Raw genomic sequence first — 24,208 nt, forward strand, 5'->3', positions numbered from 1 at the left:
CGCTTTAGAAGCGTCCGCCGCCGCCACGGCGGCCGCCGCCGGTGCGGCGGCCCCGGGAAGCGCTGCCGCCGAATCCGCCTCCACCCCAATTCGCTCCCCCGCCGCCGGAGCGGGTGCCGCCGGCGAGGATGCCGCCCAGCACCGCGCCGGCGAAGGAGCCCGCGTCGAAGCCGCCGCCACCGCCGCCTCCCCGGGGCCCGCCCCAGCTCTGCACGTCGGTGCGGGCTGCCCGGCCGGCGCTTTCGGCGAGCCGTTGCGCCTGCTGGGCCTCGGTCAGCGCGGTGCCCGGGTCGGACGCCGCCATGCTCTCGGCCAAGGCGAGATGCCGCTGGGACTCGGAGAGCGACGCCCGCGCACCCGCGTCGACCACGCCCCGTCGCGTGGTGATGAAGTCGTTGGCCGCGGCGACCTCGGCGCGGGCCAGCGGCAACGCCTGCGCCAGCAGACCCCGCGCCCGGGCGTCGCGCTCGGCCGCGTCGCGTGCCTCGGCCAGCGCCGCATCCAGTGCCGCATCGGCAGCCTGCAGCCGGGCGACCGCCGAGACCGGATCCGGCTTTGCGGTCGCCAGCCCGGCCCGCACCTCGGCCAGCGCCTGTTCACCCCCGGCCACCGCGCCAGCCACCCCGGCCACCGCGCCGTCAACCCCGCCGCCACCGGCCATCGCGGCGCGCCCGGCGGCGATCTCCGCCGTCACCTCGGCGATGAGCGCGTCGGCGGCGATCCGCGCGGCCGGCAGGTCGGCGGCTGCCCGATCGACCGCCGCGATCAGCTGATCGGCCTGATCCACGGCTTGCTCGGCAGCCCGGACGGCGAGCGCCGCCTCGGCCCGATCACCACCCGGAACACCGGCGCCCGCGCTCTCCGGCGGCTGGCTCCCGTCCGCCGGCTTTGTCGGCTCGTCAAGCGCGGCGTGGGCCTGCCCGAGTGCCGACGCGGCGAACGCCAGCCGCTCGCGGGCCTGGTCGACGTTTGTCGCGATGGCGGTGACCGAGCTGCCCGCGTACCGGGAAAGGAGGTCTTGAACTGTCTGGGCGGCGGCGGGGAGCCTGGCCTCGATCGCTGCGCGGCGCCGGTCGACCTCGGAGGCCACCTCGGCGGCGCGACCCTCGAGATCGCGGAGCCGGTCGAAGGCCTCGGACTCCGCGTCCAGCCGGGCGTCGGCGGTCTGACAGCGCTCGATGATCTGCGTCAGCGTGCCGCGGCGGGTGGCCTCGTCGGGGGCCGGCACCTCGTCGAGCGTCATGCGGAGCCGGAACGCCTCCGCGACGTCCTGACGTGACGCGGCGAGCGCCGCGCGGAACGGCTCGGTCGCGGCCTCGCCGTACTGGGCGGTGGCCAGTTCCAGCTCGCGTTCGCTCGCCCGCAGGTCGTCGTCCAGCTCGATGAGCAGAGCGTTGGCCTGGTCGGTCAGCTCCGGCAGACTCGGCCCGACCGGTTGCGCGGCCGGCCGGCTTCCGCCCGCGGCACCCCGCCGGCGGCGCCGCACGAAGACCCACCCCAGCGCCACGACGATGACCGCCACGATGATCAGGATCACCCAGGTCAGGCCGCTGCTCCCGGCGCCGGCCGCCTTGGCGTAACCCTGAGCCGCGCCGATCACCGCGCCGGACCAGTCGCCCTTCGCGAGGGCCGGCTCGATGTCGTTCGCGGCGACGTCGGCCAGCTCCTTGTCGCTGAATCGGGCGTCGTCGGGGAACGAGTAGGCGTAGGCACGGTCCCCGGTCGCGACGGCCAGCAGGGCGTCGCGGTCACCGAGGTCGCTGAGCCGTGCCGTCTCGTCGGTCCACTCCTGCGCGGGCATGCCGTCGAACGAGTCGACCAGCACCACGAACAGCTGAATGCCGGTGTCCTGCTGCAGCTGGCCGAGCGCGTCGTCGACCGCGGCCCGGTCATCCAGCACACCGGCCGGGTCGGTCACCTGGGTGGCGAGGCGCTCGGGCGCCTGAGCCCAGGCCACCCCGGGCAGCAGCAGGGCCGCGGCCAGCACGAGCAGCGCGGCGAGGCTTCGGCGGGCAATCAGTGTCACGTGCTCAACCTAGACGAGCGCCCACGCCCGAGCCCGCCGACCAGCCCAACCCGAGGCGGTGCCCCTGAACTTCCCATCTCCGGCATTCCCGGCGGCCGTCGACGGCGTCTCGGCACCGCCGACGACACGCTCCCATTATTTGTCGCTGTTCAGCTGGTTCCGTCGGCCGGGAGTCCCCCGTGCGGGGCGACGCCGCCCGGCCCGGGCAGGTCCCAGCTCCCCACAGTGGCCGCCCCCACCAGGTGTGGGCACCCGCGACGCCCGGAAGGCCCTGGCTCCCCACACCGCGACCGCCCCACCCGGGTGTGGGCACCCGCGACGCCCGGAAGGCCCTGGCTCCCCACACCGCGACCCGCCCCACCCGGGTGTGGGCACCCGCGACGCCCGGAAGGCCCTGGCTCCCCACACCGCGACCCGCCCCACCCGGGTGTGGGCACCCGCGACGCCCGGAAGGCCGTGGCTCCCCACACCGCGACCCGCCCCCACCAGGTGTGGGCAGCCGCCACGGCCGGAACGTCCCAGCTCCCCACAGCGACGGCCCACGCAGCTCCGCCACGCAAGGCCAACTCATCGCACGGTGAGCGGCGCGCGAAAACGGCCGAACAGTTCCAGTATTTGGGACGACAATCCGCTCATCGGGATCGCGGTCCACATCGTGGACGAAGGGCCCATCATGCGACACGATCATCCATTGTAGAGACAGTTTCGTGCGACAATGCCCTTTATGTCCCCGGGTTTGCCGTCCCGGAATGCGAACCTTGGAGAGTTGTGGTTCGTATGTGGGCGCAACTCTCCAAGGTCTCGAAATCGGGCCGCGGGCGGGCGTCACAGAAGCGTCCGAACGGGGAAAAACCACCGTCCTTTTCGGACTATCGTCGCTGAGCCGGTCGTTGGCGTCCACGGTCCGCCGATCCCGAATCGGCTGGCCCACCGGAGCACACAGCCACGGAGACCGACAGCGCCTCTGGGCTGTCGAATAGTCACGGCAACCAGTGACATCTCGCGCCGGAGGCACGCGGGCACATGATCGACCGCGGCCATTCCATCCAGCATCGCCCGCCGGCACGCGGTCTGTATGGCCCGCGCACCGCACGGGAAGATGTGGCCGAAGGCCCCCGACCAGGACGAACGGTCGGGGGCCTTCGGGGGTGGGGCGGGTCAGTCGGTGTCGGTGGACGGGATGTACGCGCCCGGCACCTGCGCCGGCGCGACGATCTTGCTTTCGCCGGGGTAGGGCTTCGTCCAGTCGTGGGACTGGTACCAGGTGAAGTGGTTCATCTGGGCCGGGTTCGCGAAGTCGGGCTTGGCGTCCGGCCCGGTCAGCCGCTGCTGTGACTTCCAGGTCTCCCACGTTGCCGCGACCTGCTTCTCGGCCGCGGGGATGGTCGCCGACGGTGCCGCGGCGGCCGCCGGGTCCTGCGCGGCCGGGACGTCCGCGCCGCAGGACGGCAGGGCGGTCAGCCCCAGCGTCAGCGACGTCCGGTTGGGCAGGGCGGTGAACGGCGTGAAGTCCGGCTTCTGGGTGAAGGCCGTCGTCATCGGCGTCGCCGCGCTGTCCTTCTGGTTCATCGGGTGGACCCCGAGGATCTGCTCGATGGTCCGGATCATCGTGATCTGCGAGTAGTAGTGACTGTCGACCTTGCCGTGCTGGGCGTACGGGCTGATGATCTGGATCGGCGCCCGGTGGCCGTCGACGTGGTCGAGCCCGGCCTGGGAGTCGTCCTCGACCACGAAGATCGCGGAGTCCTTCCAGTACTTGCTGTGCGAGATCTCGTCGACCATCTTGCCGACGGCGAGGTCGTTGTCGGCGACCTGGGCGGCCGAGTTCGGCGGGCCGCCGGTGTGGTCGCTGGACAGCCAGAACATGTTGAGGTTCGCCGGGCCGTTCGCCTCGAAGTCACGCTTCCAGATCTCGTACCGGTAGACGTCCGGGACGCTGGTGTCGAACTTCGGGAAGGCGGGGTTGGACACCGAGTTCAGCGACGGGATCGGCGAGGACGACGCCAGGGCGTAGGCGCTGTCCGCACCGGTCGCGGCCATGTTCTTGCTGTCGCAGTACAGGTTCTGCCAGGTCGAGCCGGCCGGCTTGGTGAGGAACTGGTGGAACTCGCCGAAGTCGCGCACGGTCTGCCCGGCCGCCTGCGCACCGGTCCAGATGAAACCGGTCTGCTGGTGGCCGAGCGAGTCGTCCTCGGTGTCGTAGCTGCGCAGATACTCGCCGGCCGACGACTCGGTGTATTCCGGGTTGTCCGCCTGCATCAGCCAGTTATGCCCCTCGGCCGAGTTCGTGCCGATGTCGTACGTGTTGTCGTACAGCCCGAACTGCGCAGCGAGAGCGTGGTTGTTCGGGGTCACGTTCGCGCCGAACTCGGCCAGCGACGCGTCGCCGTTGCCCTCGGGGATGTCGCCGAACATCTGGTCGTACGTCCGGTTCTCCTTGACCAGCAGGAACACGTGCTTGATGGTCGACGGGTCACCGATCTTCGCGGGCACCGGCACCGGCTTCGCCTTGCTCGCGCCCTTGGCCAGCTTGACCGACCCCGACGTCCAGCCGTTCTGCGCGAACACCTTGTCCGTGTACGACTTGATGTCCTTGTCGCTGGGCAGCCGGAACTTCTGCACGCTGCCGGTGGTGTCGTGGGTGCCGTGCCCGGCCGCCGTGGTGGGCCGGCGGGCGTCGATACCCCGGGTGTTGGAGACTAGCACGTCCTTGCCGACCGTGGTGATCTCGGCCGGGAAGTAGTCGGTCGGGAGCAGGCCGACGTAGCTGACCGGCTCCATCGCCTTCGTGTACTTGTAGACGGCGACCGCGTTGGCCCGGCCCAGCGTGACGAGTAAGTGGCCGTCGCCGGTGAGCGTCACCGCGTCCGGCTCGTAGCCGACCGACGCCTCCGGCCACGGCTGGGTCGCGATGGTCTGGACGACCTTGCCCTTCTTCGTGTCGATCACGGACACGTCGTTGCTGGCCGTGTCGGTGACGAACAGGGCGCCCTTCGAGGCGTACAGGGCCGTGGGGTGAAGTCCGACCTTGATCGTCTGTACGGCGTTCGCCGGGTGCTTGAGGTCGAGCACGCTGACGGTACCGGTCGTGGTGGCGGCCGTGACCGGGTTCGCCGGCACCTGCGTACCGTAGGAGTTGATCGTGGTCTCGCCCGGCAGTGCCGTGCGGCCACCCTCGTTGCTCACGTACAGCTTGTTGCCGGTCGCGACCATGTCACGCGGTGCGATGCCGACCGGCCAGCTCTGCGTGATCGTGCCGGTCGCGGCGTCGATGGCCACGACCCGGTTCTGGCCGTTGACCGCCGAGTACACGGTGCTGCCGTCGGCCGAGAACACCGCCTCGCCGACCAGCGCCCGCCGCTTCTGGGCGTCCGCCGCGATCGGGACGGACACCGGGTTCGTCACGCTGCCGTCCGCGTTGACGGTGAGCTTGGTGTACCCGTCGGCCTGGCCGAGCCAGAGCTGCGTGCCGTCCGGCGAGTACGTCGGACCTTCCTGGCCCACCGTGTTGCCGGCCAGCCGCGGCACCGAGCTGGCGTTGCTGCCGACGATCTGCTGCACCGTCCAGCTCTTCAGGTCCACGATGGCCAGTGAGCCGGTGCCGTCGGTGATCGAGGCGGCCAGGTGGGTGCCGTCCGGGCTGACCGTGGACGACATGATCTTGCCGTTGTTGATGACGAGGCGATCGCCGATCGGGTCGATGTACTGATCGGCGGAGACCACCTTGCCCTTCTTGGTGTCCTCGCCGACCTTGTCCTTGCCGAACTGCGTGGTTGCGGCATACGAGACGCCGGCGCTGGCCGCCACGACCACGACGGTGGTGCCCGCGGTGATCGCCAGTGCCCGGCGGCCCTTGGGGATCTGCCGCCTTCGGCGGGTGACTTGCATGGACTATCCCTTCGTCAGCAGCTCGACGTTGCCGTCGAACTGCCATAGCGGATTCGGCGCGTCGCCCACGGGGGTGCGCACCAGGAAGTAGCCGTTCACTTCCTTCGGCCCGTCGCCGTCGGCCATGTAGCGGCCGTCCGGCGTCAGGTCGAGCTGGTAGATGGCCTGCCCGGGCGCCTGGACACCGGGCAGATGCCAGGTGACGACGCAGCGCCAGTCGTTGCCGGCGCCGACGGGGTCGAGCTTGCCGCCGCCCTTGTTGCAGTCCGTGGTCGTCTGTAGTTGCGCCTCGGTGACCGCGGGCCGGTTGAGCTCGTCGGTCTGCAGGCGGTAGAGATGCGCGAACGCGGTGGACACCGACCGTTGCACCTTCGCCTGGTCGATCCCGGAGCTGTTGCCGCCTAGAGACACCGCGAACAGGCCGATCGTGACCACGAGCAGCGCCGCGAGCGGGAGCACTCCCGCCGTCAACGCCCGGCGTCCCGAACCGTCGTAGGCCACGTTGGTGAAGTCACGGCGTACGAAAAGGAAGTAGGCCAGCGCGGTGGCGAGCACCGCCCACACCAGACTGACCCCGACGGCGGTCAGGAGCGGGCCCTTTTGCGCCGGATTCGCGAACAGCCCGTTCCACGAAATGAACGCGTAGCCGGGCAGGGCGAGGCGTACGGGAACCGGCACTGGAAGCATTTGGACCAGCTGCAACGCGAGCGCGACCAGTGCCGGCAGCAACAGCCCGATCGGCGACCGGCCCAGCGTCACCGACCCGAGCAGACCGATCGCGGCGAGGGCCAGCGTCGGCGCGAGGGCACAAAGCCAAGCAAGCAGCATCCGTACGGCGGTGTCCCCCGACGACAGCAGATGACCGTCGAGCCCGATCAGTGGCTGGTTACCGACCGCGATGAGCCCGCCGACCGCGCTCGACACCGCCAGCCCGGCCACCAGCAGCACGATCACCGACAGGCTGGCCAGTGCCTTCGCCGCGAAGATCCGGCGGGGCGAGCGGACCGCGACCAGCAGATGCCGCCAGGTGCCCAGCCGGTCCTCGGCGGCGAACACGTCACCGGCCACCACCGAGGTCAGCAGCGGCAGCGCCCAACTGCCCGCGAAGCCCAGCACCACCAGCGATCCGGCCCATCCGGACGCGTGCATCCAGCGGCCGAACAGCGTGTCGACCGGCAGCGTCCCTTGCTGACTCACCGCGGCCACGAACACCGCCGGGGCGATCCAGCAGGCCAGCACGATCAGCCGGATCCGCCACTGGGAGACCAGTTTCACCAGCTCGAAGCGGTAGCCACGAGGAACCGAGACGGGTCGTACGGCGGCGGTCATGAGTGGTCCTCCGTCAGGGTGAGAAAGGCCGCCTCGAGCGGGGACACGACCGGTGCCAGCTCACGCACCGCGATGCCGCCGCGCACCAGCCGCACCACCAATTCGTCCAAGGCCGGGATTCGCGTACGGATGACGAGCTCGCTCCCGTCGGCCACGGTGATTCCGGTCGTCTCCGCCGCGAGCCGGCGCGCGCCGTCCGGGTCGGAGGTGACCAGCCGGTAGTCGAGCTCCGGGTTCTCGGCGGCCAGCTTGCTCAGCGGGCCGGAGAAGGCCACCCGCCCGGTCGCCAGAATGGTGACCTCGGAGCACAGCGCCTCGACGTCGTCCATGCGGTGGCTGGAGAGCACGACGGCGACACCGTCCGCCGCGAGTCCTTTGAGGACGCGGTGGACGTGCCGCTTGCCGGACGGGTCGAGCCCGTTGGACGGTTCGTCGAGCACGAGCAGCCGCGGCCGGATCATCAGGGCGGCGGCGAGACCGAGGCGCTGGCGCATGCCGAGCGAGAACCCGTGCACCCGGTCGTCGGCGACGTCGGTGAGCCCGACCTCGCCCAGCACCTCGTCGATCTGCGCGGTGCGGTTGTCGCGCCCGCGGAGATCGGCCAGCGCGGCGAGATTCTGCCGGGCCGTGAGCGAGGGGTAGAGCCCCGGACCGTCCACGAACCCGGCGACACCGTCCGGCGCGTCGAGGGCCCGTCCGATCGGCCGGCCGAGGATCTCCAGGCGGCCGCCGTCCGCGACCGCGAGACCCAGCAGAAGACCGAGCAGCGTCGTCTTACCGGCGCCGTTCGGGCCGACCAGGCCGTGGATCCGCCCCTCCGCGACGTCCAGATCGACGCCGTCGAGAGCGACGATGTCGCCGAAGGATTTCGTGATCTCGCGTGCCCGGATCGCGGGACGTGCGCCCATGTCTATTGCTCCTACAATCGGTAGGTTTATAGATCTACATGGGTGCGTCGGACCGGGGACTGAACGCTTGCCTAACGAGAGACGACGGACTTCTTCAATCGTCAATACTTGATGGATGTCGAAACAGGAGCGGTCGCACGGTGCACGAAGGCCGGCGGCAAGTTCCGCCACACGACACGGCTCGTGCCCGTGGTGCCGAACCGCTGCGCGAGCTCGCCGGCGAACCGGCGTCCGGGCGGCGTCCAGGCCGCATGGGCGTACGCGAAGGTCGTGAAAACCCCGGCGGGCGCGAGAACCGCCGTCATGGCGTCCAGGATCCGCCGCCGGACCGGCTCGGCCATGACCGTCCACGGCAGACCCGACACGATCGCGTCAACCGGGCCGGACACCAGGCTCGCCAGGTCGGTGGCGTCGCCGTGCACGATCTCGACACCCGCTCCCCGGTAGCGGCGGCCGAGGCGGTCCGCGAGATGACCGTTGACCTCGATCGCGACGACCCGGGTCCCGGGCGTCACCCGGCGCAGGATCGCGTCGGTGACCACGCCGGTCCCCGGGCCCAGCTCGACGACCGTGCGGGCGTGTTCGAGGCCGATGCCGTCGGTCATCCGGTGCGCCAGGGCGGGCGAGCTGGCGGCGACCGCCCCGGTGAGCAGCGGGTGTCGCAGAAATTCGGTGAGGATGGACATGGCGGGGACGCTATGAACGGTGATCATCGCAGGGCGTCCTGCTCGCGGGCCGTCGTCGTCATCCCACAGGAGGACCCATTCCGCCGTACGGAATGACGACCGCCCCAACCGCAATCGGTACCGTGAGCCCGTGTTCCGGGATTCGCTGCTCGCCGTGGCCCTGGTGGCGCCCGCGCTGGTGGACCCGCCGGGCGGCTGGCTCGCGCCCATCATCCTGGCCGCCTTGGTCGTGCCGCTGATCGGGCGCCGTCGCCGGCCGGCGGCGATGACCGCGATCGTGCTGGCCGCCGCCTGGGCCGGGCTGCTCACCCGCTGCTGGACGGGCCACCTCCCGCTCGCTCATCTGTCGTTGCTGGTCATGCTCTACACGCTGATCGCGCAGGGCCGGCGCCGGGCGGCCCTGGTCGCCGGCCCGGTCACGGCCGCGTTCTTCGTCGTCTGGTCGCTCGCCGTGCGCTCCGGTGCGGACGCCGGGTGGAGCGCGCTCTGCTACGTCCTGGGGATCGCCACGGCCTGGCTGCTCGCCGAGTATGTGCGGGCCAAGCGCGCCTACCTCGGCTCGATCAAGCGGAGGGCAGAGCTGGCCGATTCGGAGCGCCGGGCGCTGTCGCGGGCCGCGGCCGCCGAGGAACGGTCGCGGATCGCCCGGGAGCTGCACGACGTGCTCGCCCACAGCGTGAGCGTGATGGTGGTCAACGCGGAAGGGGCCCAGCTGGCCCGGCACACCGACCCGGCCGCGGTGGACCGGACGCTCGCGCTGGTGGCGGCGACGGGGCGGGAGGCGCTGACCGAGCTGCGGCGCTTGCTGACGGTGCTGGACGCGGACGGGCCGATCGGTGCGCCGCAGCCGACCCTCGCCGATCTGCACCGGCTGACGACCGGCGTCGACGGCGCCGAGCTGCACGTCTCGGGTGACGGTGACGGGGTGCCGCCCGGCGCCGCGGTGCAGGTTTACCGGATCGTTCAGGAGGCGCTGACCAACGTCGTCAAACACGCCGGGGTGGGCGCGGGCGCGCAGGTCAGCGTCGACCTCGGGGTGCCCGGGCCGGACCGCAAGATCCGGATCGAGGTGACCAACGACGGCACCCGGTCGTCACCGGCTCTGCCCTCGTCCGGTCGGGGCCTCGCGGGGATGCGGGAACGCGTGGCGATGTTCGGCGGCGATCTCGACGCGGCCCCGCGGCCGGAAGGCGGCTACCGGATCGTCGCCACGCTTCCCCTCGATGCCCCCGTCACAGTAATTCCACAGGCGGACGCGGGCAGCATGGGCGGATGTTCGACCGGCCACCGTCGCGCGTCCTGCTCTGCGACGACCAGGAGATGATGCGGGTCGGGTTGCGCATGGTGGTGGACAGCCAGCCCGACCTGACCGTGATCGGCGAGGCGGCCGACGGCATCCAGGCCGTCGCCGCCGCCATCGAGCTGCGCCCCGACGTGATCCTGCTGGACGTACGCATGCCCGCCATGGACGGCGTGACCGCGGCAACCCGGATCCGCGCCGCCCTGCCCACCACCCGCATCCTGATGATCACCACCTTCGACCTCGACGAGTACGCCTTCGCAGCGCTGCGCGCGGGCGCCGACGGCTTCCTGGTGAAGGACGCCCCCGCCGCCGAGATGCTGGTCGCGATCCGGGGCGTCCTGCGCGGCGACCCGATGATCGCGCCGTCGGTCACCAGGCGGCTGCTGGACCGGTACGTCACCGCCGGCCCTTCCCCGCTGCCCGACCCGCGAGTGCAGCGGCTCACCGACCGCGAACGCGAGGTGCTCGGCCTGGTCGCCCGCGGACTGAGCAACGCCGAGATCGCCGGCCACCTGCACCTGGGCGAGACCACGGTGAAGACCCATGTCAGCCGCATCCTCGCCAAGCTCCAAGTGCGCGACCGCATCGGTGCGGTCGTGATGGCGTACGAGAGCGGTCTGAGCCGCCCCGGCGCCTGAACCCGGCCGCTTGATCCTCGCGCCGCCGCCCGGCGTCAGCCGTCCCGAGCTGGCCGGCCCGGTCCGCAGGGCCGCGGCATCCTGGGCCCGGTGCTCGCCGGGTTCATCGTGCCGGCAGAACAACAGTCACGCTCAGCCCTCCCTCCGGCCGGGCCACCGCCACGGCTTGGCCGCCGTGCGCTGTGGCGATCGACTTCACGATGGCCAGGCCGAGCCCGAACCCGCCGTCGCCGGTGCGGTCCCGCAAACGCCGGAACGGCTCGAACAGCTTGTCGACGCTCGCCGGGGCCAGCAACGGACCGGTGTTGTCGACGGTCAGCACCGACCGGAGGCCGTCGGTGCCGGTGCGGACCCAGACCGTGCCGTCCGGGACGTTGTAGCGCATCGCGTTGTCGACGAGATTGGCGGCGAGGCGTTCAAGCAGGATGGGATCTCCGCGGGCAGGCGCGGGAGCCAGCGACGTCTGCAACTCGGCCGCGCCCGCCGCCGGTGCGGTGGCGTCGATCGCGTCCTCGGTGACGGTGGCCAGGTCGACCGTCTCGCGGTCGAGCTGCCCGCGATCGGTGCGGGCGAGGGTGAGCAGCGCGTCGATCAGGGCCTGCGCGTGCCCGACCGCGGTCCGCACGTCGCCACCCATGTCGACCAGCTCCTGCCGCGTCGGCTCGGGCTTGGCGAGCACCACGTCGACGGCGGTGCGCATGACCGCGAGCGGAGTCCGCAGCTCGTGGCCGGCGTTGGCGATGAACCGGCGCTGATCCTCGAACGCCGCCTGCAACCGGTCCAGCATGTCGTCGAAGGTGTCGGCCAGTTCGCGCAGCTCGTCCCGAGGACCGGTCAACCCGACCCGAGCCCCGAGTCGCTCCTCGGACGCGTTACGAGCGGCCTCGGTTATTCGATGCACCGGGCGCAACACCCGGCCGGCCACGATCCACCCGGCCACGGTGGCCAGCAAAGTGACCGCCGCGAGGGTGCCGACCGAGTAACGCAGCAACTGGTCGAGGGTCGCCTGTCGCTGGCTGGTCGCTCCCTCCTTGACACCCTCCTGATAGGCGGCCTTGCATTTGTAGAGCAGGGCCGGGTCGGCGTACGGGTTGCTGGTGGCTTGCGCGCAATCCGCGGCGAAGTCCGGCGGGATGGACTGCTTCACGTTGGTGTCGCCACCCGCGTTGCCGTCGGGCAGGTTCCCCGCGAGCAGGCCGTAGGTGATCGCCACGAGGATCACCCCACAGGCGGTGAACAGCCCGCTGTAAAGCAAGGTCAAACGCATGCGGACGGTCAACCGCCAGGGCACTCTCATAACCGGTAGCCCCGTCCGACGACCGTTTCGATCAACGGCGGCGGGCCTAGCTTGCGCCGCAACCGGGTCAAGGTCACCGACACCACGTTGCTGAACGGATCGGTGTTCACGTCCCAGACGTGCTCCAGCAGATCCTCGGCGCTGACCACTCCCCCGTCGGCAGCGGCCAGCAGCTCCAGCACCCCGAACTCCTTGCGCGTCAACGAGAGCGCCCGGCCCGCCCGGCTTGCCCGGTGCCGCGCACGGTCCACCGTCAGGTCACCGCGGCGGACCAGGGGCGGTGCCGACGGCGAACGGCGGGAAAGAGCACGCAGCCGGGCGACCAGCTCGGGAAAGGCGAACGGCTTACCGAGATAGTCGTCCGCGCCGAGCTCGAGCCCGTCCACCCGATCGTCGATCGACGTGGCCGCGGTCAGCAGCAGGATCCGCGCGCCCGTGCCGGCCAGCGACCGGCACACCTGATCACCATGCACCACCGGCAAATCACGATCCAGGACGATGACGTCATACGCCGTGTGGGCCGCGAACGTGAGCGCGGCAGCACCATCGTGGACGACGTCGACCGCCATCCCCGCGTCACGCAGGCCCTCGCCGATTCGGGTGGCCAGCGTGACGTGATCCTCGACCACCAGCACGCGCATGCCGACATTCTGCAACGCCGGACATGACAACGGCCTAACAAGGTTTGTCATGCTGCTGTTAGCCCCGGGCCGCTAAACCTGTCTGCATTCCACGACCCGGAAGGTGTGTGATGAGACGCCTCCTGCTGGCCGTCACGGCCACCCTCGGACTGATCGCGTTCAGCGCGTGCACCGACGAACCATCCACGTCCACGGTGCCGAGGCTGTCCGCGACGAGCACCGCGAGCACCGGCACCACCGGCGACACCGGCAATCCCAACGCCGTCGGCGGCGACGCCAGCGCCGCCCGCCGGACGAAACTGCACGCCGCCGCGGACTGCGTCCGCCAGCACGGCGCACCGAACTATCAGGATCCGCTCCTGACCTCGGACGGCTATGTATACACCGACGACGTCGCCCTGCGCAGCCTCGACGGTCCGCAGCTCGACGCGATCGAGACCGCCTGCCAGGACCTCATCCGGGCGGCCTCGTTCTCGATGCGTGATCAGGGACCGGCACCGCCGAAACTGATCCAGGCCGGCGTGCGGTCCGCGCAATGCCTGCGCGAGAACGGCCTGCCCAATTTCAAGGACCCGACCGCCGACCGGCCGTTCTCCCCCGGCAAGGGCTTCGGCCTGGATCCCGAGGCCATCCCGGCCGGCGGGAAACAGAACCCGACAGTGATGCGGGCCCTGCAAGCCTGCCGCAAGATCCTCGACGAGGAGGCGGCGTTGTCGAGCTTGGGGAGTCTCGGCCATGCGTAGGCGTGCGATCCTGGGCGGGACCGCCGTCGCGGTCACCGCGAGCGCCGGGGCCGGCTGGTGGCTGCACGACACGCCCGCCACCCCCACCGACACCGGGGTGCCGACCGGCAGCGCAACAGTGCAACGCACCGACCTGTCGACCACCACGACGGTTCCCGGCACCCTGGGCTACGTCGGGGCGTACACGGTGAATTGGCAAGGACCGCCGGGCGGCACGGTGACCTGGCTGCCCCGGCCGGGCCGGGTGATCTCGCGCGGCCAGACGGTGTTCACCGTGGACAACCGGCCGGTCCGGCTGCTCTACGGCGACCGTCCCGCCTGGCGATCGCTGGAGCTCGGGGTCACCGCCGGGCCGGATGTGCGGGCCCTGGAACAGAATCTCGTCGTGCTCGGTCACGCCACGACGAGCACCATGACCGTCGACGGCCGATTTACCGGAGCGACAGCGGCGGCCGTTCGCCGCTGGCAGCGGGCGACCCACCAGAGCGTCACCGGCCGCGTGCCACTGGGCGATGTCACGTTCCAGGCCGGCCGGCTGCGCGTCACGACGCTGGGAGCGACGGCGGGCGGCCGGGTCGGCGGCGGCCCGGTCGTCTCCGGGACGTCGCCGACGGTGGCGGTCACCCTGGCCGTGCCGGTGACCGAGACCCACGCGGTGCGCCTGCACGACGCCGTCACCGTCACCCTGCCGGGCGGCGACAAGGTCCCGGGCCGGGTGACCGAGCTGTCGACGGTGGCGACCGCGCCCAGCGAACGCGACCTCGGCCGCGGCAGCGAGCTCCCGTCGGTCGCGGCGATCGTCACGTTGCAGCGCCAGGTCGCCGGGGCGGCACTCGACCAGGCTCCGGTCGAGGTCGACGTCGTCACCGAGTCCGCGAAGGGGGTGCTCGCCGTGCCGATCACCGCGTTGGTCGCGCTCGCCGAAGGCGGGTACGCCGTGTATCTGCTCGACGGCGGCGCACGCCGGCTCACCGGCGTCACGCCGGGCCTGTTCTCCCAGACCCTCGTGCAGGTCGCGGGTGCCGGGCTGCACGAGGGATCCACGGTGGAGGTGCCCGCGTCATGACCGCCGCCGCACTCGAACTTTCCGCCGTCCGCAAGGTGTACGAGCATCCGACCACGGTGGTGGCGCTGGACGACATCAACCTCGTCGTCCGCGTCGGCGAGGCGGTGGCGATCACCGGGGCGTCCGGTGCCGGCAAGTCGACGCTGCTGAGCATCCTCGGCACCCTGGAACAACCCACCAGCGGCAGCGTCCGGATCGCCGGCATCGACACCTCGGCGCTGCCCGACACGAAACTGTCCGCCGTCCGGGCCGGCAGCCTCGGCTTCGTGTTTCAGCAGTTCTTCCTCCTCGAGCACCTCACCGTGCTCGACAACGTGGCCACCGGCCTGCTCTATCGCGGTCTGCCGGCCAGGGTCCGCCGGGAACGCGCGGCCAAGGCGCTGTTCGACGTGGGCCTGGCGGGACGGATCGGGCATCGGGCCGGCCAGCTCTCCGGCGGCGAGCGGCAGCGCGTCGCGATCGCCCGCGCCGTCGTCGGCCGGCCGGCGGTGCTGCTGGCCGACGAGCCCACCGGCAGCCTCGACTCGGCCACCGGGGCGGAGATCACCGAGCTGCTGTACGCGCAGGCGAACGAACACACCACCGTCGTCGTGATCACACACAACACGGCCGTGGCGGCCACGATGAACCGAGAGGTGCGGCTGCATGACGGCCGGATCGTGAGCGACACCGCCGCCAGCGGCGCCAGCGGCAGCGAGACCGGCAGCGGCCAGCGCGTGACCGGCACCGGCCGCGGCTCGGCGGCTCTCGGCGAGGAGACGCGATGACCTCGCGGCTGCGTCTGCCCGACGCCATCGTTCTCGCCCTCGCCGGCCTGCGCGCCCGCCGCCTGCGCACAGCGCTGTCCGCTCTCGGCATCGCCGTCGCCGTCGCGGCCGTGGTCTCGGTGCTCGGCATCGCCCAATCCGCCAAGGCCGATCTGATCACCCAGCTCGGCGAAGACGGCAACCTGCTCACCGTCGCCTCGGCGCAATCCGTCAACGGACGCCAGGTGCCGCTGCCGGTCACCGCCCAACCGATGATCGAGCGCATCCCGCCGGTTCGGAGCGTCACGGCGGTCGGCACGATCGAGAACATTCCGGTGCGCCGCAGCGCCGCCATCCCGGCGGTGCAGACCGGTGGCATGAACGTGCTGGCGGCTCAGCCGTCGCTCCCGGAAACGGTCTCGGCGCACGTCCTGCAGGGCCACTATCTGGACGCGACCGCCGACCATTACCCGGTGACCGTCCTCGGGTACGAGGCCGCCAAAATCCTCGGCGTCGGCTCGCTGGACGCCTCCACCCAGGTCCTGATCGGCGATCACTACTTCACCGTCGTCGGCGTGCTCGCGCCCGTGGCGATCGCACCGGAGGTCGACGTCGCCGCGCTGATCAGCTTTCCGCAGGCCACGCAGTGGTTCGGGCGCGGCAACGAGCCGAGCCGCATCTACTTGCGCGCGGACCCCGACCAGGTCGCCGCGGTAGCGTCCGTCCTCACCGCCACCACCGTCCCCGACGGCCAGGACGACGTCCAGGTTCGCCGGCCGTCCGACCTGCTCGTGGCCCGGATCGCGGCCAAGAGCGCGTTCGTCGGACTGTTCCTCGGGCTCGGCGGCATCGCCCTGCTCATCGCCGGCGTCGGCATCGCCAACATCATGGTGATCTCCGTCTTGGAACGCCGCGGCGAGATCGGTCTGCGCCGCGCCCTGGGCGCCCGCCGCCGGCACGTCGCCGCTCAATTCCTGCTCGAGTCGACGCTGATGGCCGCGGCGGGCGGGGTCCTGGGCATCGGACTGGGGATCGCCGCCACCGCGGTCGCCGCGCGCCTTGGCGGTAACCCCGTCGCCATCCCACCGCAAGGTCTCGCCGCCGGAATCGGGGCGGCCTTGGTGATCGGTGCCCTGGCGGGCGTCTACCCGGCCGCACGCGCGGCTCGCTTGTCACCGGTGGAAGCGCTGCGCGCGCTATGACCACCGCCGCACCCCCCGGGGCGGTGCTGATCGTGGCCTCGGGCACCTTGTTCGGGACGCGGTCCTTGCTCACGGCCGCGGCCGGCGGCTACGAAATTCCGGAACGGGGCACGCGGTAGCCGGCGCCGCGGACGGTCTCGATCGTGTCGCGGCCGATCTTCTTGCGGAGGTAGCCGATGTAGACCTCGACGATGTTCGGGTCGCCGTCGAAGTGGGCGTCCCACACGTTCTCGATGATCGCGGTCTTCGTCACGGCCTCGCCGCGGTGCCGCAGCAGGAACTCGAGCAGGGCGAACTCACGGGGCGTGACCGCGATCGGGGCACCGGCGAGGCGTACGCGGCGCTCGGCCGGGTCGAGACTGAGGTCACCGACGGTGAGCACGGCCGGGCGTTCCGGAGCGCCTCGCCGGATCAGCGCGCGCAGGTGAGCGACCAGCACCACGAACGAGAACGGCTTGACCAGGTAGTCGTCGGCGCCCAGGTCGAGCGCGTCGGCCTCGTCGTACTCGCCGTCCTTGGCGGTGAGCATCAGCACCGGCGTCCACACTCCGCGTGATCGCAACCGCCGGCACACTTCGTAACCACTCAGGAGCGGCAACATGATATCGAGAACGATGACGTCGTACGCTCCGTGCGGCGTCTCGGTCGCGGCCCAGAGCCCGTCGACGCCGTCGTGCATGAGGTCGACGGTGAAACCCTCCCGGGCCAGCCCGTCACGGATCGTCTCCGCCAGGCTCACCTCGTCCTCCACCACCAGCACCCGCATGACTTCAGACTTCCCCCGTACGCCTGAGAAACCCCTGAACATCACATTCGGTGCTCATTGAGCGTGCCAGGGTTAACGTGGCCGCCATGCGAACACTGATAGTGAGGCTACGACGACGGCTGGGCGTGCGGATGCGATCCGCGCTCGCCGCCGGAGTTGTCGTCGCCGTCGCCTCGCTGCTCGCCGGCGGTGTGCTCCTGCTCACCGCGCGCTGGGTTCTGGTCAACAATGTGAACGCCGCCGCGACCGTCCGCGCCGACCAGGTGTCCGCCGCACTCGCTGCGGGTGACCAGTCGGCGCTGCAGACCGCCCTGCGTGCTCCCGACCGCACGGTCACGCAGGTCCTCGACCCCGCCGGCCGGGTGATCGGCGCCTCCGCGGCGGTTGCCGGCGAAGCGCCGGTGTCGGCCCTGCGCCCCCGGCCGGGCCAGCGCCTGCGGGCGACCGAGCATCTGCCGGGCGTGGACCCACCGTTCCGGATCATCGCGGTCGGCGTCGCCACCCCGTCCGGCACCCGGACCGCGCTGATCGCCGAGTCGATGGACTCGGTCGACGACGCCACCGACGCGATCATCGCGGCGGTGCTGGCCGGGCTGCCCGTACTCGCCGTCGTGGTCGGCGTCGCGACCTTCCTGTTCGTCGGCCGCACCCTGCGCCCGGTCGAGGCGATGAGCCGGCAGGCCGCGACGATCACCGCGCGGAGCCTGCACACCCGGCTGCCGGTGCCGTTCGCCGACGACGAGATCGCGGCACTGGCCACCACCATGAACACCATGCTGGACCGGATCGAGGCAGCCTCGGCCGCGCAGCGCCGGTTCGTCGCCGACGCCAGCCACGAGCTGCGCAGCCCCCTCGCGACCATCCACGCGAACGCCGACCTGCTGGTCGCCGCCGATCTGCCGGAGGCGGAGGCAGGCCCGGCCGGGCGCATCCACACGGAGAGCCGTCGCATGGCCAAGCTCGTCGACGACCTGCTCCTGCTGGCCCGCGTCGACGACCAGGCGCTGCGCATCCGGCACGAGGACGTCGACCTGGACGACCTGGTCTACGCCCAGCGGGATCGGGTCACGCTGGAGCAGCCGCAGTTGCTGGTGGAGGGCCGCGTCGAGCCGGTCCGGGTCACCGGGGACCCCGATCAGCTGCACCGGGTGCTGCGCAACCTCGTCGACAACGCCGTACGCCACGCGCGCAAGACGGTCACGATCAGCGTGACCACCGGAGACGGCGGCGGCGAGATCGTCATCGGCAACGACGGTCCGCCGATCCCGGCCGCGGACCGCGAACGGATCTTCGACCGGTTCGTCCGGCTCGACGACAGCCGCTCCCGCACGGGCGGCGGCGCCGGCCTGGGACTGGCGATCGCCCGCGACATCGTCACCGCGCACGGCGGCACCCTCACCGTCGACGACCTGGCCGACGGCGCGGCGATGCGGATCCGAATCCCCGCCAAGCGCTGACCGCGCACAAACGGCATGCGCGATCCGGAGGCAGCCGCATGGGCCCGCGGCGCCACGATCTTCGGCCAGGTCACGTCGCGGAGTCGCGCCCGCCGCTCCCGCTCCCCGCGCTGACGTTCCGAACTTACGACCGTCGCGTCTCAAGCTTGCAAAGATTTGTTTCGATATTGCGTTGATGTGTCGCAGCGATTACGGTCCCCCTTAGTTCCTCGCTCATCCCCATCGATGGCCGCTCCCCCTGAAAGCGAGCCCCCATGTCCAAAAGAAGGCTCGGCGCCGCCTTTGCCGGTGCCGCGCTGATCGCGTCCGCGATCACCGTGCTCTCTCCGTCCGTCGCAAACGCAGCCGCAGCCACCGGCGGCGTCGGCGCCACCCTGCCCTACACCGAGGTCCAGGCCGAGAACGCGAGCACCAACGGCACGGTGATCGGCCCGACCGCCGCCTACAACCAGTTAGCCGCCGAGGCTTCGTACCGTAAGGCCGTCACGCTCTCCGGCAGCGGAAAGTACGTCGAGTTCACGACCCCGGTCGCGACCAACTCGATCGTCTTCCGGTACAGCATTCCGGACAGTGGCGGCGGCTCGGTCTACACGGCGCCGCTGTCGCTCTACGTGAACGGCACGCGATCCACCGACTTCACTCTGACCAACGCGTACAGCTGGTATTACGGCGGATACCCGTTCACCAACTCGCCGGGCAGCAACCCGCACCACTTCTACGACGAGACCCAGCGGCTGTTCGGCAGCACGTACCCGGCGGGCACGAAGTTCCGGCTGCAGGTCGACGCGAGCATCCCGGTGACCGTCGACTTCGCCGACTTCGAGAACGTCGCGGCCCCGTTGTCGCAGCCCAGCGGCTCGGTGTCGATCACCAGCAAGGGCGCCGACCCGACCGGCGCGCAGGATTCGACCTCGGCGATGAACCAGGCGATCGCGTCGGCCGGCTCCGGCGGCACGGTGTGGATCCCGCCGGGCACGTTCAAGATCCTCGGGCACATCGCGGTCGACAACATCACCATCAAGGGCGCGGGCATGTGGTATTCGCGTACCCAGGGTGACCGCATCGGCTTCTACGGCAACTACGCTCCGACGCCGTCGACGAACGTGCATCTGTCGGACTTCGCGATCTTCGGGAACGTGCAGGAGCGTAACGACGGCGACCAGGTCAACGGCATCGGCGGCGCGCTGACGAACTCCACGGTGGACCGGGTGTGGATCGAGCACACCAAGGTCGGCGCCTGGATGGACGGGCCGTTCACCGGCCTGACGTTCAACCAGATGCGGCTGCGGAACTTCACCGCCGACGGCGTCAACTTCCACAACGGCGTGACCAACTCGAAGGTCACCAACAGCGACATCCGCAACGCCGGGGACGACGCGCTGGCGATGTGGGCCGAGCAGAACGCGGACGCGAACAACTCGTTCGACCACAACACGGTGCAGTACCCGATCCTGGCGAACGGCATCGCGATCTACGGCGGTCACGACAACTTCGTCACGGACAACCGGGTGATCGACTCCGGCCTCACCCAGGGTGGCGGCATCCACGTGGCGCAGCGTTTCGCGTCCACGGCTCTCGGGCGCACCGACGTGCTGCGCAACACGATCATCCGGTCCGGCGCCCTCGACCCCAACTGGCAGTTCGGCGTCGGCGCGCTCTGGTTCGACGCCCGCGACGGCGCGATGACCGGACTGACCAATGTGGACGACATCCTCATCCAGCAGAGCCCGTACGAGGCCATCCAGTTCGTCTCCGGTTCGCAGATCTCGAACGTGAAGATCAACAACGCGACGATCCAGAACACCGGCACGTACGTCGTACAGCAGCAAGTGGGTGGTTCGGCGACCATCACGAACAGCACCGCGACCGGCACCCAGGGGCCCGCGCCGCTCTACAACTGCGGGGTCGGCTTCACGCTCACCGACGGTGGCGGCAACTCCGGCATCTTCGGGTCGTCCGCGTGCACCATGCCGAACCCGACGTTCCCGCCGTACCTGCCGGACAACGGCTCGGCGATCTCGATCAGCCCGACCGCGCTCGGCTTCGGCACGGTCGCGACCGGTTCGACGAGCGCGGCACAGACCGTCACGGTGACCAACTCGGGCTCGGCGGCCGCGCCCGTCTCCGGGGTCAGCGTCTCCGGCGATTTCAGCCAGACGAACACCTGCGGATCGTCGCTGGCGGCCGGCGCGTCCTGCACGGTGAGCGTCCGGTTCGCACCGTCCGCGACCGGCTCGCGCACCGGGAACCTGACGGTCACGGCGGCCGGCATCACCAACACGATTCCGTTGTCCGGCACCGGTGTCGCTCCGGGACCGCGGCTGACGGCCGATCCGTCATCGCTCACCTTCCCGGCCACCCTCGTCGGTAACGCCTCGGCGTCGCAGACGGTCACGGTCACCAACGAGGGAACCGCGACGGCGACGATCTCCGGCGTCACCGCCGCCGGCGACTTCGGCCAGACGAGCAACTGCGGATCCCTCGCGGTGGGTGCCTCCTGCACGGTCACCGTCACGTTCCGTCCAACGGCTTCCGGTACGCGTACGGGAAGTCTGTCGGTGTCGGGGTTGACCGTCGCCTTGACCGGCAGCGGGATCGGCTCGACCACCAACGTCGCGGCCGGCCGCCCCGCCACCGCGTCCAGCCAGGTCAACGGCACCCAGGCCGCGTCCACGGTCACCGACGGAGACGCGAACACGTACTGGGAGAGCGCCAACAACGCCTTCCCGCAATGGGTTCAGGCTGACCTGGGAACGCCGTACGCGATCGGGAAGCTGACCTTGAAGCTCCCGCCGGCGACGGCGTGGGCCACCCGGACGCAGACGTTGTCCGTGCAGACCAGCACGGACGGCACCTCGTTCGGCACGGCGGTGAGCAGCGCGACCTACACCTTCAACCCCGCCTCCGCGAACACGGTCAGCATCACCGTGCCGGGCACCAGCGCCCGCTACGTCCGCGTCAACATCACCGCGAACTCCGGCTGGCCGGCCGGTCAGATCAGCGAGCTGGAGGTCTACCCGGGCAGCGGCGGCGGCACCGGAAGCCTGTCGGCCTCGCCGTCCGCCCTCACCTTCGGTAGCCAGGCACTGAACACCACCAGCGCCGGGCAGACCGTCACCATCACCAACGGTGGCACCGCGGCGGTCACCGGCGTGGGTGCCTCGACCACCGGCGACTTCGCGCAGACCAGTAACTGCGGGTCGTCGCTCGCGGCCGGCGCCACCTGCACGGTCACGGTGACGTTCCGGCCCACCGCGGCCGGCACGCGCACCGGCACGCTGACCGTCACGCCCGGTGTGTCGGTCGCCCTCACCGGCACCGGAGCCGGCCAGACCAGCAGCAACCTGGCGGCCGGGAAACCGACCGCCGAGTCCGGCCACAACGACGTGTACCCGTCGTCCAACCTGACCGACAGCGACCAGAACACGTACTGGGAAAGCCCGAACAACGCCTTCCCGCAGTGGGCGCAGGTGGATCTCGGTGCGGCGGTCTCGGCGAGCCGGGTGGTGCTGCAGCTGCCGGCGACGTGGGGCGCGCGCAACGAGACGCTGTCCGTGCAGGGCAGCACGAACGGTTCCAGCTGGACCACGGTGAAGGACTCCGCCTCGTACGCCTTCACCCCGTCCGCCGGTAACACGGTGACCATCACGTTCCCGGCGACAACCCAGCGCTACATCCGCGTCAACGTCACCGCCAACACCGGGTGGCCGGCCGCGCAGCTCTCCAGCCTGCAGGTCTGGAACAGCTGACCGCCGCAAGGGGGATTCCGGCCCACCAGCCGGAATCCCTCCCCGGTCTTATTCGGTGTCGCCGGACACATCGGACCGGTACGAAGACCACGTGCCCCTTTTCGTCCTCTTCGCCGCCGTCCTCCTGCTCGGCATCGCGGATTCGATGGTCAACTCGTACATCGTCCTGTTCGGCGCCGACGTCGCCCGGTTGTCGCCGCTGCAGATCGGCGTGTGGTCCTCGGTGTACGCCCTCGCCGGTATCATTATCGGCTGGTGGCTGGGCCGGCTGTTCGACCGGCGGCCGACCCGCGCGTACGCGATTGTCGTGACCCTGCTGGGCTCGGCGGGCTACCTGCTGCTGGCCCGGGTCACGAGCTTCCCGGTGCTGCTCCTGATGGCGGGCACCGTGCTCGGGGCGATGGGCGCGGCCTTCCCGCAGTATTTCTCGCTGGCCCGTGCCGTGCTGGGTGAGGGCACCGCCGGGCAGCGTTCCGCTCCGGTTTTGCGCGCGGCCTGGTCGCTGGCGTGGGCGGTCGGGCCGTTGCTGGGCGCGCTCGTGCTGTCCCGCGGCGGGTACTCCGGTCTGTTCGCGACGGCCGCCGTGGTGTTTCTCGTGGCCGCGCTGAGCGTGTTCGTCGTGCCGCGGCCGGGGTCCGTCGCCGTGCCGGCGGGTGAGTCGCCGGGCGGCGCCCCGGTGCTGCTCATCGTCGGTGTCACCCTGTTCTTCACGGCGTTGTGCGCGGGTGGCCTGGCGGTGCCGTTGTTCGTCACCCGGGTCCTGCACCAGCCACCCGCGGCGGTCGGCGTGCTCTTCAGCGTGTGCGCCGCGGTCGAGGTGGTGGCGACGCTCGGGCTGGCCGCGGTCCCGACCCGGATCAGTCAGCGGGCCCTGATCCTCGGCGGCTTCGGCTCGTTCGTCGCGTATTACGCCCTGACGGTGGTGTCGTCGAACATGATGATGCTGGTGGTCGCCCAGGTTTTCCGTGCCGTCGGGATCGCGGTCGTGGCCGGTGCCGGCATCCGCTACTTCCAGGACCTGCTCGCCCCGGCGACCGGCCGCGCCACCACGCTGTTCGCCAACGCCTGCACGGCCGGCCTGCTGGTCTCCGGCATCCTGTCCGGCGCCGCGATCGAGCACTATGGCTACCGCACGACGCTGTTGCTCTGCGCGGTGGTGGCCGGGCTGGGCGGGGTGGCTTTCACGGCCGGGAGCGGGCGGCGAGCTCTGGTGCCCGCCCGGTGACGCCGCCGATCACCGAGGCGGCGCTCTTGTCAGCACATATCCGATATTTCGGTCATTGGTGGCGTTGAAAGGTACGCGCGGGGCGTAGGCGCGTTGCCCAGGACGCGGGCGGGGGCGCGGGGCGCGGGGCGCGGGGCGCGGGGCGCGGGGCGCGGGGCGCGGGGCGCGGGGCGCGGGGCGCGGGGCGCGCCCATTATGTGGGACTGGCGGCCACCAGCTGAGACCAGCGGCCACGTCCTGGACTCGGCGTCCGCGATGTGGGACTCCCGTCCATCATGGACGATGCTTCTGGCTTGAAATACGCCTTTTGCCCGGCGGGTTTTTCATGGCGGATGTGGACCTTGGAGAGTTATGGCTCATATGTGGGCGCAACTCTCCAAGGTTCACAAAAATCCACGATGTGGCCGCGGAATCCACATAGTGGGACCGCCCGACCCGCGAACAGACCGGCGACTGGCGAACAGGCCGCTGCCGACCCGCGAACAGACCGCCGGCGGCCGTGAGCAGATCGCAACCGACCCGCGAACAGGCCGCTGCC

General features: G+C 70.9%; 17 protein-coding genes. 9 read left to right on the forward strand and 8 right to left on the reverse strand.

The annotated features are described in order from the left end of the window. Nucleotides 1–4: 4 nt before the first annotated feature. The 5 genes from HH310_RS44655 to HH310_RS02150 all read right to left on the reverse strand — a co-directional run bounded on the left by HH310_RS44655 (nucleotide 5) and on the right by HH310_RS02150 (nucleotide 8,837). The gene (locus HH310_RS44655; RefSeq protein ID WP_312033757.1) at nucleotides 5–2,026 is read right to left on the reverse strand and encodes a TPM domain-containing protein; all 2,022 of its coding nucleotides are present in this window, start codon (nucleotides 2,024–2,026) and stop codon (nucleotides 5–7) included. A gap of 1,158 nt (nucleotides 2,027–3,184) precedes the next feature. Next, nucleotides 3,185–5,914 (reverse strand): bifunctional YncE family protein/alkaline phosphatase family protein, encoded by a 2,730-nt coding sequence (locus HH310_RS02135; protein WP_169173632.1) that lies wholly within the window; start codon nucleotides 5,912–5,914, stop codon nucleotides 3,185–3,187. 3 nt (nucleotides 5,915–5,917) lie between these two features. Continuing rightward, nucleotides 5,918–7,243 carry an ABC transporter permease gene (locus HH310_RS02140; RefSeq protein ID WP_169173633.1) on the reverse strand — a complete coding sequence of 442 codons (1,326 nt, stop codon included), beginning with the start codon at nucleotides 7,241–7,243 and terminating at the stop codon, nucleotides 5,918–5,920. Next, the gene (locus HH310_RS02145) at nucleotides 7,240–8,151 is read right to left on the reverse strand and encodes an ABC transporter ATP-binding protein (protein ID WP_169173634.1); all 912 of its coding nucleotides are present in this window, start codon (nucleotides 8,149–8,151) and stop codon (nucleotides 7,240–7,242) included. The genes HH310_RS02140 and HH310_RS02145 overlap by 4 nt, the downstream gene beginning before the upstream one ends. A 101-nt stretch (nucleotides 8,152–8,252) precedes the next feature. Then, complete coding sequence (locus tag HH310_RS02150) at nucleotides 8,253–8,837, reverse strand: class I SAM-dependent methyltransferase (protein WP_169173635.1); 585 nt, start codon at nucleotides 8,835–8,837, stop codon at nucleotides 8,253–8,255. 130 nt (nucleotides 8,838–8,967) lie between these two features. Here HH310_RS02150 and HH310_RS43495 point away from each other — a divergent pair, with 130 nt between their 5' ends. Both HH310_RS43495 and HH310_RS02160 read left to right on the forward strand, forming a co-directional pair. Then, nucleotides 8,968–10,161, forward strand: coding sequence for a histidine kinase (locus HH310_RS43495; protein ID WP_169173636.1), 1,194 nt, complete (start codon nucleotides 8,968–8,970; stop codon nucleotides 10,159–10,161). Continuing rightward, a complete protein-coding gene (locus HH310_RS02160) occupies nucleotides 10,110–10,778 on the forward strand; it encodes a response regulator transcription factor (RefSeq protein ID WP_169173637.1) in 669 nt (222 codons plus the stop codon). Before HH310_RS43495 ends, HH310_RS02160 begins: the two co-directional genes overlap by 52 nt. 103 nt (nucleotides 10,779–10,881) lie before the next feature. Here the strand turns inward: HH310_RS02160 and HH310_RS02165 are convergent, their stop codons facing one another. Then, entirely contained in the window at nucleotides 10,882–12,045 is a 1,164-nt protein-coding gene (locus HH310_RS02165) for a HAMP domain-containing sensor histidine kinase (RefSeq protein WP_169173638.1), read from the reverse strand. A 26-nt stretch (nucleotides 12,046–12,071) separates the two neighbouring features. Then, complete coding sequence (locus tag HH310_RS02170; RefSeq protein ID WP_169173639.1) at nucleotides 12,072–12,716, reverse strand: response regulator transcription factor; 645 nt, start codon at nucleotides 12,714–12,716, stop codon at nucleotides 12,072–12,074. 110 nt (nucleotides 12,717–12,826) lie between these two features. Between HH310_RS02170 and HH310_RS02175 the strand changes: the two genes are divergently transcribed. From HH310_RS02175 to HH310_RS02190, 4 genes are read left to right on the forward strand one after another with little or no spacing between them, the layout of a single operon-like run. After that, a complete protein-coding gene (locus HH310_RS02175; RefSeq protein WP_169173640.1) occupies nucleotides 12,827–13,459 on the forward strand; it encodes a hypothetical protein in 633 nt (210 codons plus the stop codon). Beyond that, nucleotides 13,452–14,525, forward strand: coding sequence for a peptidoglycan-binding domain-containing protein (locus tag HH310_RS02180; RefSeq protein ID WP_169173641.1), 1,074 nt, complete (start codon nucleotides 13,452–13,454; stop codon nucleotides 14,523–14,525). Before HH310_RS02175 ends, HH310_RS02180 begins: the two co-directional genes overlap by 8 nt. Then, complete coding sequence (locus HH310_RS02185) at nucleotides 14,522–15,292, forward strand: ABC transporter ATP-binding protein (RefSeq protein ID WP_169173642.1); 771 nt, start codon at nucleotides 14,522–14,524, stop codon at nucleotides 15,290–15,292. Before HH310_RS02180 ends, HH310_RS02185 begins: the two co-directional genes overlap by 4 nt. Then, nucleotides 15,289–16,473: an ABC transporter permease gene (locus HH310_RS02190; protein WP_169173643.1), complete on the forward strand. Its 1,185-nt coding sequence runs from the start codon at nucleotides 15,289–15,291 to the stop codon at nucleotides 16,471–16,473. The genes HH310_RS02185 and HH310_RS02190 overlap by 4 nt, the downstream gene beginning before the upstream one ends. Nucleotides 16,474–16,561: 88 nt before the next feature. Here the strand turns inward: HH310_RS02190 and HH310_RS02195 are convergent, their stop codons facing one another. Next, nucleotides 16,562–17,239 carry a response regulator transcription factor gene (locus HH310_RS02195; protein WP_169173644.1) on the reverse strand — a complete coding sequence of 226 codons (678 nt, stop codon included), beginning with the start codon at nucleotides 17,237–17,239 and terminating at the stop codon, nucleotides 16,562–16,564. 86 nt (nucleotides 17,240–17,325) lie between these two features. Here HH310_RS02195 and HH310_RS02200 point away from each other — a divergent pair, with 86 nt between their 5' ends. From HH310_RS02200 to HH310_RS45190, 3 genes are all read left to right on the forward strand, one after another. Further along, a complete protein-coding gene (locus HH310_RS02200; RefSeq protein WP_169173645.1) occupies nucleotides 17,326–18,696 on the forward strand; it encodes a cell wall metabolism sensor histidine kinase WalK in 1,371 nt (456 codons plus the stop codon). Between the two features lie 254 nt (nucleotides 18,697–18,950). Continuing rightward, nucleotides 18,951–22,445 carry a choice-of-anchor D domain-containing protein gene (locus HH310_RS02205; protein WP_169173646.1) on the forward strand — a complete coding sequence of 1,165 codons (3,495 nt, stop codon included), beginning with the start codon at nucleotides 18,951–18,953 and terminating at the stop codon, nucleotides 22,443–22,445. 91 nt (nucleotides 22,446–22,536) lie between these two features. Beyond that, entirely contained in the window at nucleotides 22,537–23,670 is a 1,134-nt protein-coding gene (locus tag HH310_RS45190) for an MFS transporter (protein ID WP_169173647.1), read from the forward strand. The last annotated feature ends 538 nt before the right edge of the window (nucleotides 23,671–24,208 follow it).

Source organism: Actinoplanes sp. TBRC 11911 (assembly GCF_012933445.1).
Lineage (GTDB): Bacteria > Actinomycetota > Actinomycetes > Mycobacteriales > Micromonosporaceae > Actinoplanes.